The sequence below is a fragment of the Streptomyces gossypii genome, from assembly GCF_025165795.1.
GTDB lineage: Bacteria > Actinomycetota > Actinomycetes > Streptomycetales > Streptomycetaceae > Streptomyces > Streptomyces gossypii.
Genome location: NZ_JAJAGO010000009.1, coordinates 125,529 through 138,328, shown reverse-complemented (window position 1 = coordinate 138,328; position 12,800 = coordinate 125,529). Strand labels below are relative to the sequence as shown.

General features: G+C 70.9%; 12 protein-coding genes. 9 read left to right on the top strand and 3 right to left on the bottom strand.

Annotation, left to right across the window (positions count from 1 at the left end; all coding sequences use genetic code 11):
* Positions 1-44: 44 nt before the first annotated feature.
* The gene (locus LHJ74_RS20080; RefSeq protein WP_260219495.1) at positions 45-350 is read right to left on the bottom strand and encodes a pore-forming ESAT-6 family protein; all 306 of its coding nucleotides are present in this window, start codon (positions 348-350) and stop codon (positions 45-47) included.
* 14 nt (positions 351-364) lie between these two features.
* Positions 365-697 (bottom strand): hypothetical protein, encoded by a 333-nt coding sequence (locus LHJ74_RS20075; protein WP_260219668.1) that lies wholly within the window; start codon positions 695-697, stop codon positions 365-367.
* 565 nt (positions 698-1,262) lie between these two features.
* Between LHJ74_RS20075 and LHJ74_RS20070 the strand changes: the two genes are divergently transcribed.
* A complete protein-coding gene (locus LHJ74_RS20070) occupies positions 1,263-1,478 on the top strand; it encodes a DUF397 domain-containing protein (RefSeq protein ID WP_260219494.1) in 216 nt (71 codons plus the stop codon).
* 58 nt (positions 1,479-1,536) lie between these two features.
* Here the strand turns inward: LHJ74_RS20070 and LHJ74_RS20065 are convergent, their stop codons facing one another.
* Positions 1,537-2,535: an MBL fold metallo-hydrolase gene (locus LHJ74_RS20065; protein ID WP_260219493.1), complete on the bottom strand. Its 999-nt coding sequence runs from the start codon at positions 2,533-2,535 to the stop codon at positions 1,537-1,539.
* A 140-nt stretch (positions 2,536-2,675) separates the two neighbouring features.
* Between LHJ74_RS20065 and LHJ74_RS20060 the strand changes: the two genes are divergently transcribed.
* From LHJ74_RS20060 to LHJ74_RS20025, 8 genes are all read left to right on the top strand, one after another.
* Positions 2,676-3,101, top strand: a complete 426-nt coding sequence (locus tag LHJ74_RS20060; protein ID WP_260219492.1) for a MarR family winged helix-turn-helix transcriptional regulator — start codon at positions 2,676-2,678, stop codon at positions 3,099-3,101.
* Between the two features lie 126 nt (positions 3,102-3,227).
* Positions 3,228-4,508 (top strand): sensor histidine kinase, encoded by a 1,281-nt coding sequence (locus LHJ74_RS20055; RefSeq protein ID WP_260219491.1) that lies wholly within the window; start codon positions 3,228-3,230, stop codon positions 4,506-4,508.
* Between the two features lie 236 nt (positions 4,509-4,744).
* Complete coding sequence (locus LHJ74_RS20050) at positions 4,745-6,115, top strand: sensor histidine kinase (protein WP_375546785.1); 1,371 nt, start codon at positions 4,745-4,747, stop codon at positions 6,113-6,115.
* A 711-nt stretch (positions 6,116-6,826) separates the two neighbouring features.
* Positions 6,827-7,486 (top strand): response regulator AbrC3, encoded by a 660-nt coding sequence (gene abrC3, locus LHJ74_RS20045; protein WP_511262221.1) that lies wholly within the window; start codon positions 6,827-6,829, stop codon positions 7,484-7,486.
* Positions 7,487-7,716: 230 nt separating this feature from the next.
* Positions 7,717-9,636 carry a 2-oxoacid:acceptor oxidoreductase subunit alpha gene (locus LHJ74_RS20040; protein WP_260219489.1) on the top strand — a complete coding sequence of 640 codons (1,920 nt, stop codon included), beginning with the start codon at positions 7,717-7,719 and terminating at the stop codon, positions 9,634-9,636.
* Positions 9,629-10,744: a 2-oxoacid:ferredoxin oxidoreductase subunit beta gene (locus tag LHJ74_RS20035; protein ID WP_260219488.1), complete on the top strand. Its 1,116-nt coding sequence runs from the start codon at positions 9,629-9,631 to the stop codon at positions 10,742-10,744. Before LHJ74_RS20040 ends, LHJ74_RS20035 begins: the two co-directional genes overlap by 8 nt.
* A 111-nt stretch (positions 10,745-10,855) precedes the next feature.
* Positions 10,856-11,914 carry an EamA family transporter RarD gene (gene rarD, locus LHJ74_RS20030; RefSeq protein ID WP_260219487.1) on the top strand — a complete coding sequence of 353 codons (1,059 nt, stop codon included), beginning with the start codon at positions 10,856-10,858 and terminating at the stop codon, positions 11,912-11,914.
* 9 nt (positions 11,915-11,923) lie between these two features.
* Positions 11,924-12,766 carry a hypothetical protein gene (locus LHJ74_RS20025; protein WP_260219486.1) on the top strand — a complete coding sequence of 281 codons (843 nt, stop codon included), beginning with the start codon at positions 11,924-11,926 and terminating at the stop codon, positions 12,764-12,766.
* Positions 12,767-12,800: the final 34 nt, after the last annotated feature.

The following is a 12,800-nucleotide window of genomic DNA, read 5'->3' as shown; positions in this document are numbered from 1 at the left end:
CTCCCCCGCAACTCCCCCGTGTGAAATATCTGGTCCCCTACGTGTCAGCCGATGCCGTCCACGGCCGACTTGGCACGTTGCAGCGTCTGCTGGGCCGTGCCGTCGTTCTTCTCCAGCGTCGTGCGCAGCAGGCGGATGATCGCCCGGACTTCGTTCGCCGAACGGTTCCAGCGCTGCTCGACACCCTGGTACTGGTCCGACACGCCGTCCGCCTGGAATTCCGTCATCGCGGCCTTCACCTGACGGTCGCGGTCGCCGATCACCTGCTCCAGCTGCCCGATGATCTGCGCCAGGCTCCCCTGCACCTCGCTGGAGGCACCCGTGTCATAGCTCCTGCGGTCCAAACCCATGCTTCACAGCCCCCTCAACGGCCGGAGAACCGGGCCGCGTCGAAATTCGCGGACGACATCGACGCCCGCGCGTTGTCCGCCGACTCCTGGTCACCCGAGCCGAACGCCGTATCCATGCCGGACTGGCCGCCCAGAATCGCGGCCAGCGCGCTGTTGAGCGCAGAGGTGATCTCATCCGAGTTGTTCTTGAACTGGTCGAAGGCAGCCTTGCCCTGGCCGTTGAACTTGCCTTCCAACGGCTGTGCCGCTGCGACCAGTTGCCTGATCAGCGATCCCAGATCCTGTGACGACCCGTCCGACTGCTGGATCAGCGTCGACAGTGTCGTGTTCCCCATGTCGAACTTCATGCCCATCGCGAAAGCCTCCTCGGCCCCACAACGGTCAGACGCACACGCCCCCTTGCTCACTCATAGGTACCAGTTCGAACACGCTGCGTGCAACGGAGTTCCGAACACGCGGACGAGACGCACGCCACACTCGTCACCGGGAACCGCCGGAGCCCCCACCCAGCAACTCGAACCAGACCGCCTTGCCGCCCGTCGTACGTGCGAAGTCGTAGTGGCCCCACCGATGAGCGAGCCGCTGTACGAGAAACAGGCCGCGCCCCCGGTCCGGTAGGTCTCGGCGGGCGCGGGGGCCACGACGGGCGGGCGCGAGTCCGTGTCCCTGACCGTGGTGCGCAGCGTGCCCTCGGCCCAGCACACCCGTACGTAGACGCTGCCTTCGGAGTAACAGAAGGCGTTCGTGACCAGTTCACTCAGCAGGAGCTCGGCCGTGTCGATCAGCTCGCGCAACCCGTGCTCCCGGAGCACGGTGGTCACGGTGCCCGCACGGAGGCATTGGCGCTCAAGCCCGAAGCCTCGCGCGACTTCATTCGCGCCCTCGCTCACGACCTGTGAAGGGAACACCGACGTGTCCGAACTGACCTGGCAGAAGTCGTCGTACTGCGCCGAGGGCAGCAACTGCGTGGAGCTCGGCGCCGCGCCCGGCGGCATCCTGCACCTCCGGGAATCCGCCGCGCCGGAGCGGATACTCACGCTCAGGATCACCCACCTTCGTGGGCTGCTCCGGTTCGCGCAGCAGGGGAGCGAGGTGGGGGATCTTCGTCGGTCGACGGTTCGGCCATGAAACCGGGGTGAACGTGTCCGTACCGTCGACCGATTGACGCGTCCGGCGGGCGGGCCGGTCAGGCGACCGGGTGCCAGGTGCGTGGGCCGCCGTCCTGGCGGGTGACGCGGCCGAAGACGACGTCGGCGAAGTGGTTGCCGAAGCCGATCGTGCCGGGCTCCTCCAAGTCGGCGACGAGGCGGCGGCGGTGCTCCGTGGACTGCGCCGAGTCGTGGTCGACGGCGGACGACCATTCGGGGTGGGCGATCTGGATCGGCGAGTGCAGGGCGTCGCCGAAGGCGATCAGCCGCTGCCCGCCCGAGGTGATGACGTATCCGGCGTGCCCGGCCGTGTGACCGGGCGTCAGCCGCATCCGTACGCCGGGGAAGATCTCCTCGCCGTCGGCCACCGTCCGGACGTACGGCGCCAGGGCCGCGATGACCTCGGCGCTCGTGCCGTGCGCTTCGGCCAGGTGCCGCTGTGTCCACTCGGGCTCGGACATCAGGTACGTGGCGCCGGCGAAGGCAGGCCGGTCGCTGCCGGGGGCGGGGTGCCAGGCCCAGCCGAGGTGGTCGACGTGCAGGTGAGTGAAGGCCACCGACTCGATGTCGCCCCGCGCGCGGCCGAGCCCGGCCAGGTTCTCCAGCAGGGCGCCGCCGTGGATGGCGCCGTTCGGGTTGCCGGGCACGGCCGGGACGGTCTGCGGGCCGAATCCGGCGTCGATCAGCATGGCGCGGTCGCCGTGCTCGATCAGCAGCCCGCCGATGCCCGCCACCAAGTGGCCTGAGTCGTCCAGGTATTCGGGGTGGGCGGCCCACACCTCGTCGGTGGTGCCCGGGAGCCAGCCGCGCGGCGTCAGCTGCACGGAGCCGTCCGGCACGTAGGTGACCTTGGTGCCACCGAGTCGCAGGGAGCGGAGGCGTGCGGGGCGCCGCAGCCGGTCGTCGCCCTCCCGGGCCGCCCCGCCGCGAGCCGTCTCGCCGCGAGCCGCCCCGGACGGAGCCGCCCCGTCCCGCGCCTCGTGGAACGCACCTTCGCGCGCCTCGTCCGGCGTCCCGTTCCGCACAGAGCTCTCCATGTCCGTCCGTTCCTCTCCTCGGCAGGTCAGCAGGGTGGTGTCGCCCGCCTGATCAACACGGCTCGAGGAGCATATGCTTTCAGCTTGAATGATTCAAGCTTTACTTATTCAGGCTTGATGCGCTTGCTAGACTCCGCCCCATGACAACCTCCGAGCCGCAGGTCACCGCCGAGCGCGAGCTCTGCGGGCTGGTGAACGGGCTGGCCGACCAGATCGGAGGCCACGTCCGCGTGCGGGCGGCGACCCTGGGCCTCACCGCGCCGCAGGCGACCGCGCTGCGCGAACTCACCGGGCCCATGACGATGCGTGATCTTGCCGACCGCATGAGCTGCGAGCCGTCCAACGCCACCTATGTCATCGACAAGCTGGAGAAGCGGCGCCTGATTGAACGGCATCCGCACCCCACCGACCGCCGCGCCAAGCAGCTCGTCCTCACGCCGGAAGGCACCGCGCTGCGCGAGCAGCTGCTCGAACTCCTCGCGGAGGAATCGCCCCTGGCCGCCCTGACCCAGCAGGAGCAGAGCACGCTGCACGACCTGCTCCACCGCGCCGTCACCCGGCGCTGAGCCGGTCGTTGCTCCCGGCGCTCCCCGCGCCCGCCCCCACGACCGTCAGGCCGGTGGGGTTAACCCCACCCGGTACACCCCACCCACCCCATGGTGTCTGGTGACACCACCCGTCAGGCTGGAGCCATGACCGCCAGTCCCCGCGAAACCCACACCGACCCCCTCCCCCACCCCCGCGCCACACTCAGCGCGCAGACCTGGCGGGAAATCGCACATCTGCTCAGCAACATGCCGGTCGACATCTTCGGCTTCCTCTATGTGTCGGTGTGCATCTTCACAAGCGTCCCCTTGTCGATCACCGTCATCGGGCTGCCGATGCTCGCCCTCGGGCTGGGCGGCTGCAGGCTGTTCGGCAAGTTCGAGCGCGCCCGGGCGCGGGCGCTGCTGCGGGTGCGGATCGACGAACCCAGCCCCGTACTCCCCAGCGGTTCCGGGTTCTTCCCATGGCTGTGGGCACATCTGAAGGACCCGGTGGCCTGGCGGCACGCGCTGTATTCGGCAGTGCGGCTGCCCTGGGGAATCCTGACGTTCACCGTCATTCTGACGTCGCTGTTCATCGCCTGGCCGGTGCTGCCCTGGCTGGCCCGGGGGCTGACGAACGCGGACCGGGCCATGGTGCGCGCGCTGCTGTCGCCGTCCGACGAACTGGAGCGGCGGATCGCCGAGCTGGAGTCGGATCGCGGTGCGGTCGTCGACACCGCGGCGGCTGACCTTCGCCGCATCGAACGCGATCTGCACGACGGCGCCCAGGCCCGACTGGTCACCCTCGCCATGGGCCTCGGCCTGGCGAAGGAGAAGCTGCTGGAGGACCCGGAGGAAGCGGCCAAGATGGTCGACGAGGCACACGGCGAGGTGAAACTCGCCCTCCAGGAGCTGCGCGATCTCGCACGCGGCATCCACCCCGCCATCCTCACCGACCGTGGCCTGAGCGCGGCGCTGTCCTCGCTCTCCGCCCGCTGCACGGTCCCGGTGCGGGTCTCCTCCGACCTGACCGAGCGCCCGGCGGCGGCCATCGAGGGCATCGCCTACTTCACCGTCTCCGAGCTGCTCCAGAACATCAGCAAGCACAGCGGCGCCCGTACGGCCCAGGTGGACATGTGGCGTACGGACAACCGGCTGCTGATCCAGGTCACGGACGACGGCAAGGGCGGCGCGACCACCGCGCTGGGCGGAGGCGCGCCCAGCGCGGACGGCGGCAGCAGCGGTGGCACCGGGCTGGCGGGGCTCGCGGAGCGGCTCGGCTCGGTGGACGGGCTGCTCGTCCTGGACTCCCCGGCAGGCGGGCCGACCGTGATCACCGCGGAGCTGCCCTGGCGCGACCGGGAGTTCGGAGCTTCCGAAGCGGGGGGAGCGGGAGCCGGGTCGGGAGCCGGGCTCTCCGGGGCCGCAGCCGGGAGCGGATCCTGAGCCGGGGACCGGCCTGAGCCGCGAGGGCAGGGCCGGGCCGGACACGCAGGTCCTCAGCCCCCTGGGCGGGGTGGGGTAAACCCCCTCCCGAAGACACCGACCGACTCCATGGCCGCTCCACCGCAGCCGGCGGATGCTGGAGACAGCCCACTGACGGGCGTCCGTCACTCGCCTACGCGGCGCAACACGAGACGAAACGAGTGACGGATCCGCGACGGATCTTAAGGACAGGACACATGGGACCCACCGCCACAGCTCCGGCCTACGGCCCCCCGCAGTCTTCACCGCCCGGCTCCGCGCTGCCACCGGCATACCGGCGCCACTGGATTGCCGAGATGGTGCGCGCGCCCTTCGCGGCGCGGACGTGGGGCGCGTTCCTCTATGTCCTGATGGGCCTTCCGGTCGCGATCTTCAGCTTCGTCTACGCGATCACCATGGTCTCGCTCGGTGCCGGTCTGATGATCACCTTCCTGGGGGTGCCGGTGCTCGCAGCGGGGCTGGCGGGATGCCGCGCCATCGGACGGTTCGAGCGCGGCCGGGCCCGGACCCTGCTGGGGTTCGACGTCGCGGAGCCGGAGCCCGTACGCGCACTGCAGCGCAGCAAAGGGCTGATGGCCTGGGTGGGGGCACTGTTCCGGAGCGGCGTCTCCTGGCGGAGCCTGCTGTACACGATGCTGCACTTCCCGTGGGCGGTCTTCTCCTTCTGCCTCTCGCTGGTCTTCTGGGTCTACGGCTGGGGGTTCCTGCTCTACCCGGCGTGGCAGTGGGTGTTCCCCACCTTCACCGGCCAGCCCGGCCTGGAGCTGTGGCAGAACGGGGACAGCCATCTCTATCTGGACAGCGCCACGGATGTCGCGGGCGCGACCGCGTCCGGGCTGGTGCTGGTGCTGTTCACTCCGTGGCTCATCCGGGGCCTGACCCAGGTCGACAAGCTGATGGTGGCCGGACTGCTGGGGCCCTCGCAGCTGGCCACCCGCGTGTGGGAACTGGAGTCGGACCGCGGCGCGGTCGTCGACACGGCGGCGGCCGACCTTCGCCGCATCGAACGCGATCTGCACGACGGCGCGCAGGCCAGGCTCGTCGCCCTCGCCATGGATCTGGGCCTGGCGAAGGAGAAGCTGCTGGAGGACCCGGAGGCAGCGGCCAAGATGGTCGACGAGGCACACGGCGAAGTCAAGATCGCCCTCCAGGAGCTGCGTGACCTCGCACGCGGCATCCACCCCGCCATCCTCACCGACCGCGGCCTGAGTGCGGCGCTCTCGGCGGTCGCCGCCCGCTGCACTGTTCCGGTACGGGTCAATGTGGATCTGGACGACCGGCCCGCACAGGCGATCGAGGGGATCACCTACTTCACCGTCTCCGAGCTGCTCCAGAACATCAGCAAGCACGCACAGGCACGGAGGGCGTCGGTCGAGGTGTGGCGTACGGGAGACCGGCTGATGCTGCAGGTTTCCGACGACGGGAAGGGCGGCGCCCGCGCCGACGCGGGCAGCGGCCTGGGCGGACTGGCGGAGCGGCTCGACTCGGTGGACGGCCTGCTGCTGCTGGACTCCCCGATAGGCGGCCCGACCACGCTGACGGCGGAGCTGCCCTGGCGCGACGCGTAGCCCTTGCGGGCGGCTGCGGCCGACGTGGGGCGGCACGCGGCACCGTCGGCGGGGATTCCGCGCCGGCCCCGTCGGGGGGCCGCCCCCGTGGCGGCGGGAAACGGGGCGGCGGCCCCGACCCCTTCGGTCGCAGACCGGCGCAGGCGAGGCGGAGACCCTGCGGGCCCCGGCGCACGCGCGGACCGGGTCGCGGGGATTTCGCCGGACTCAGTCCGCGAAAGTCGCCCGCTGTGGCGGCGGGAGAGGGCGGGGATCGTCCGGCCACGCCGGCCGCCGGGCCGCGCCAGCGCGAGGCGGGGCCCGGCGGGCCCGGCGCACGAGCGGGCGGCACTAGCCGACGTGGGGCGGTCGGCGGGGACTCCGCCGGGCCCCGTTCGGGGGCCCGGCTCCGTGGTGGCGGGAGAGGGCCCTGCCGCACGCGCGGGCCGGGCCGGGCCGAGCCGGGGAGGTCAGGTCGCCGAGGCGGCGGGGATTCCGCCGGACACGGCCGGGGGAGCTGCTCGCCGTGGCGGCGGGTGAGGGCAGGGCGGGGCAGTCCGGCCCGGGCTGGGCGCGGAGCCGCCGGGGCGGGAGGCGGGGCCCCGCGGGCCCCGGCGCATGCGCCGGGCGGGGCGGGGATGCCTTGGCGCAGGGGCGGTGGGGGTTCCGGCGGACGTGGGATGCTGAGGGCATCTCATCGTGAGCCGGGGGGCGGAAAACGTGGAGGACAGAGTGCGCGTGGTCATCGCCGAGGATTCGGTGCTGCTGAGGGAGGGACTGACCCGGCTGCTCACCGACCGCGGGCATGATGTCGTCGCCGGAGTCGGTGACGGGGAAGCGCTGGTCAAGACGGTGGCGGAGCTCGCGGCGGTCGGAGAGCTGCCCGATGTCGTGGTCGCTGACGTCCGGATGCCGCCGACGCACACCGACGAGGGTGTGCGGGCCTCCGTCCAGCTGCGGGCCGCGCATCCGGGGCTGGGTGTGCTGGTGCTGTCCCAGTATGTGGAGGAGCAGTACGCGACGGAGCTGCTGGCCGGTTCGAGCCACGGTGTCGGTTATCTCCTGAAGGACCGGGTGGCCGAGGTACGGGAGTTCGTGGACGCGGTCGTACGGGTGGCGAAGGGCGGCACCGCGCTCGACCCGGAGGTGGTCGCGCAGCTGCTGGGCCGCAGCCGGAAGCAGGATGTGCTGACCGGGTTGACCCCGCGCGAGCGGGAGGTGCTGGGGCTGATGGCGGAGGGCCGTACGAACTCGGCGATCGCCGCGCGGCTCGTGGTGAGCCATGGCGCGGTCGAGAAGCATGTCAGCAACATCTTTCAGAAGCTCGGCCTCTCGCCGAGCGACGGGGACCACCGGCGGGTGCTCGCCGTGCTCACCTATCTCAACTCCTGACCTCGTCCGTCACCCCCTCACCCGCTCACCTCGCACCCCGCGCCGCCTCACTCCGGGCGCAAACGTGTGAGGTGGGACTCAGTACCGCACGAAGAGGGGGCAGATGGTGTTACACCGGGGCATAGGGAGTGTTCAAGTGCGGCGTGCGCCTGGAGGAGTAGCACAGTATGGCGACCCTTACCACGTAGGATGGGCGCCGAGACACCGCCTCGAGGGAGGTCTGAATCACTGTGACCAGCCAGGTCAGTAGCCCAGCCGGAGAACGGCCGTCAGGCGAGAAAGAGGTCCGGCGGCTGGACCGGGTGATCATCCGGTTCGCGGGGGACTCCGGCGACGGCATGCAGTTGACGGGGGACCGCTTCACCTCGGAGACGGCCTCCTTCGGCAACGACTTGTCCACTCTGCCCAATTTCCCCGCCGAGATCCGCGCCCCTGCCGGGACGCTTCCCGGCGTTTCCAGTTTCCAGCTGCACTTCGCGGATCACGACATCCTCACGCCGGGCGACGCACCAAACGTCCTGGTGGCGATGAACCCGGCGGCGCTGAAGGCGAACGTCGGAGATCTGCCGCGCGGCGCCGAGCTGATCATCAATACCGACGAGTTCACCAAGCGGGCGATGGCGAAGGTCGGCTACGACGCCGACCCGCTGGCGGACGGCTCCCTGGACGGCTACAGCGTGCATCCCGTGCCGCTGACCACGCTGACGGTCGAGGCGCTCAAGAGCTACGACCTGTCCCGCAAGGACGCCGGCCGCTCGAAGAACATGTTCGCGCTGGGGCTGCTGTCCTGGATGTACCACCGGCCGACGGAGTCGACGGAGCAGTTCCTGCGGACGAAGTTCGCGAAGAAGCCCACCCTGGCGGAGGCCAACGTCGCGGCCTTCCGGGCCGGGTGGAACTTCGGCGAGACGACCGAGGACTTCGCCGTCAGTTACGAGGTGGCCCCGGCGACTTCGGCGTTCCCGCCGGGCACCTACCGCAACATCTCGGGCAACCTCGCGCTGTCCTACGGTCTGATCGCCGCGTCCCAGCAGGCGGATCTCCCGCTCTTCCTCGGCTCGTACCCGATCACACCCGCCTCGGACGTGCTGCACGAGCTGTCCAAGCACAAGAACTTCGGTATACGGACCTTCCAGGCGGAGGACGAGGTCGCCGGAATCGGTGCCGCTCTCGGTGCCGCCTTCGGTGGTGCGCTCGGCGTGACGACGACCTCCGGCCCGGGGGTGGCCCTGAAGTCCGAGGCGATCGGCCTCGCGGTCTCGCTGGAGCTGCCCCTGCTGGTGATCGACGTCCAGCGCGGCGGCCCGTCGACCGGGCTCCCCACCAAGACCGAGCAGGCCGACCTCCTCCAGGCGATGTACGGGCGCAACGGCGAGGCCCCGGTGCCGATCGTGGCGCCCTCCACCCCGGCGGACTGCTTCACGGCCGCGCTGGACGCCGCCCGCATCGCGCTGACGTACCGCACCCCGGTCTTCCTGCTGTCGGACGGCTACCTTGCCAACGGCTCGGAGCCGTGGCGCATCCCCGAGGTGCACGAACTCCCCGACCTGCGCGTGCAGTTCGCCCAGGGGCCGAACCACACGCTGGACGACGGCACCGAGGTCTTCTGGCCGTACAAGCGCGACCCTCAGACGCTGGCGCGGCCCTGGGCGGTGCCCGGCACTCCCGGCCTGGAGCACCGGATCGGCGGCATCGAGAAGCAGGACGGCTCGGGGAACATCTCGTACGACCCGGCCAACCACGAGTTCATGGTGCGCACCCGGCAGGCGAAGGTCGACGGCGTCGCCGTCCCCGACGTCGAGGTCGACGACCCGGGCTCCGGTGACGACGGTCCGGCGAAGGTGCTGGTGCTGGGCTGGGGTTCGACCTACGGTCCGATCACCGCCGCCGTGCGCCGGATCCGGCGCGAGGGACAGCACCGCATCGCCCAGGCGCATCTGCGTTACGTCAACCCGTTCCCCGCCAATCTCGGCGAGGTTCTGGCACGCTACGACAAGGTGGTGGTGCCCGAGATGAACCTCGGTCAGCTGGCCTCCTTGCTGCGCGCCAAGTATCTGGTCGACGCCCAGTCCTATACACAGGTCCGCGGCCTGCCGTTCAAGGCGGAACAGCTCGCGGACGTGCTCAAGGAGACCCTCACACATGGCTGAGCAGGTTATGGGGCCGGTTACCCACGAGGGCCGGAGCCCGCTCTCCCTGGTGCCCAAGGCCGAGTCCAAGCAGACGATGAAGGACTTCAAGTCCGACCAGGAAGTCCGCTGGTGCCCGGGATGCGGCGACTACGCCGTGCTGGCGGCAGTGCAGGGCTTCATGCCGGATCTGGGGCTGGCGAAGGAGAACATCGTCTTCGTCTCCGGCATCGGCTGCTCCTCGCGCTTCCCGTACTACCTCAACACTTATGGGATGCACTCGATCCACGGCCGCGCGCCGACGATCGCGACGGGGCTGGCGGCGGCGCGCCGCGACCTGTCCGTCTGGGTCGTCACGGGTGACGGTGACGCGCTCTCGATCGGTGGAAACCACCTGATCCACACGCTCCGCCGGAACGTCAATCTGAAGATCCTGCTTTTCAACAACCGGATCTACGGACTGACGAAGGGGCAGTACTCACCGACCTCCGAGGCCGGGAAGATCACCAAGTCCACGCCGATGGGCTCGCTGGAAGCACCCTTCAACCCGGTCTCCCTCGCGCTCGGCGCCGAGGCGAGCTTCGTGGCCCGTACGGTCGACTCGGACCGCAAGCACCTCACCTCGGTGCTCCGGGCCGCCGCCGACCACCCCGGCACGGCACTGGTGGAGATCTACCAGAACTGCAACATCTTCAACGACGGTGCCTTCGAAGTCCTCAAGGACAAGGAACAGGCGCAGGAGGCCGTGATCCGGCTGGAGCACGGCGAACCGATCCGCTTCGGCCTGCCCTACCTCGAGGAGGACGGCGGGGACGGCCTCGGCGCCAAGGGCGTCGTCCGCGATCAGGCGACGGGTGACCTCCGCATCGTCGACGTCACCGAGCACGGCACGCACGGCATCCTGGTGCACGACGCGCACGCCGCCTCCCCGATCACCGCCTTCGCCCTCTCCCGGCTCGCCGACGCGGACACGCTGCACCACACGCCGATCGGCGTGCTGCGCAGCGTGCAGCGGCCGATCTACGAGCAGGGCATGGCCGACCAGCTGGAGAAGGCAGTCGAGCAGCAGGGCAAGGGCGACCTCGCCGCGCTGCTGGCCGGCCGGGACACCTGGACGGTCGTGGGCTGACCTGCCCGCGAGCGCCACCCCGGCTGTCATGACCGTTCTGCGGAACGGAAATGACAGCCGGGGTTGTCGCGCGTTACCTTCGTCGGGTTGCCGGACACCAGGAGGCCCCCGATGCAGCCGACGAGCGAGACCCGTACCGGGCTGATATTCGGGTTCACTGCCTACGGGCTGTGGGGGCTGCTGCCGCTCTACTGGCACCTGCTCGAATCCACCGGCGCGACCGAGATGCTCGCCCACCGCATGCTGTGGTCGCTGCCCACCGCCGCGCTGATCCTGACCCTGGCCCGCCGCTGGTCCTGGATACGGCCGCTGCTGCGGGAGCCGCGCAAGCTGGGGCTCGTCCTGCTCGCGACCACGGTGATCTCGCTGAACTGGGCGATGTTCATCTGGGCGGTCACCAGCGACCGGGTCCTCGAAGCGTCCCTCGGCTACTTCATCAACCCGCTGGTCTCCATCGCCTTCGGCGTCCTGCTGCTGCGCGAGCGGCTGCGGCCCGCGCAGTGGTCGGCCGTCGGCATCGGCGTCGTCGCCGTCATCGTGCTGGCGATCGGCTACGGCCAGGTGCCGTGGCTCTCCATCGGCCTCGCGATCACCTTCGCCACATACGGGCTGATCAAGAAGCATGTGAAGCTCGGCGGCCTGGAGGGCTTCAGCGCCGAGACCTCCCTGCAGTTCCTGCCCGCGCTGGTCTTCCTGATCTGGCTCAGCGCCCGGGGCGACAGCACCTTCACCACCGACGGGGCAGGGCACGCGCTGCTGCTCGCCGGTACCGGACTGGCGACCGCGGCGCCGCTGATCTTCTTCGGCGCCGCGGCGGTACGGCTGCCGCTGTCCACGATCGGGCTGCTCCAGTACATGGCGCCCGCCTTCATGTTCGTCCTCGGGCTGCTCGTCTTCCACGAGCCGATGCCGGTGGAGCGGCTGGCGGGCTTCCTGCTCATCTGGACGGCGCTGTGCGTGCTCACCTGGGACGCGCTGCGCAACGCGCACCGGGGGCGGGCGGCCCTGCGCGCCACGGCGGCGGCAGCGGAGGCGGAGGCGGAGGCGGCACATCCTTCCGCCGCCACGGCGAGCAACCCGGGCGGACAGGGTCCGGCGGCATCCCCGGCCACCGCCGCCACAGCGTCCGGCCCGGACCGCCGTCGGGGCGAGGAGCACGCCGCGCGCTAGCGTATCCGTATGGCGGAGTCGCTGGAGGAGCTCGAAGCGCGGATGACGGCCCTGCGAGGAGCCGTGCGCGGCGCCCTACGGGCCCGTGACAAGGCGGCGCTGGCGCGCTCCCGCAGCGAACTGCGGGCGGCGGAGGCCGCCTGGCACACCGTGCTCGGGGTCGCGCCGGACACCCACCCGGCCGCCCCGGATCCCGCCCAGGCCGTCCCCATACGCGAGCAGGCCGTCCCCGTACGCGAGCAGGTCCACCGGGCGCTGGCCCTCCTCGGCGCTCCCGCGTCACCGAAGCTGATCTCCTCCGTGCACGAGGCGTTCTTCCACGGCCCCCTGGTCGTCCCGCAGCTCGCCGCGCTCCGCCGCGACGAGGAGCGTGCCGCTCTCGCCCAGGGCTCGGCCGGCGCCGTGGCGCAGGCACGCCGCTACCACATCTGTGCTGCGCTCACCCACGACCGGCTGGCGCCGGCTCGCGGCCTGCTGGCCCTCTCCACCTGGCCGCTGGAGCGCCGCGTCCTCGGCCCACTGGGTCCGCGTACGGACTTCCTCACGCACGCCGGACGGCTCGCGGAGCATGCCGAGCGCCTCCGGGTCTCCGGCTGCGCCCCCTCGGAGTCCGGCGGACGGCTGCTGCGCCGCTTCGCCCTCAACATCCCGGGGGCGCACGAGGACGAGCACGAGGAGCCGGAGCCGGGGCGTATCATCGCGGCCGTTCGTACCGAGGCCGCGATGCACGGCGCTGCGGACGACCGGCAGCGCACCGAGACGGCGGCCCGCGCCCGTGCACAGCTCTCGTCCGCACAGCAGTTGTTCGGCGTCGCGACGCTGGGCGTCGTCCGCCGCGGCACGGAGGCCTGACCGGCCGACCCGCACCGCACCGCACCGCCCGGCA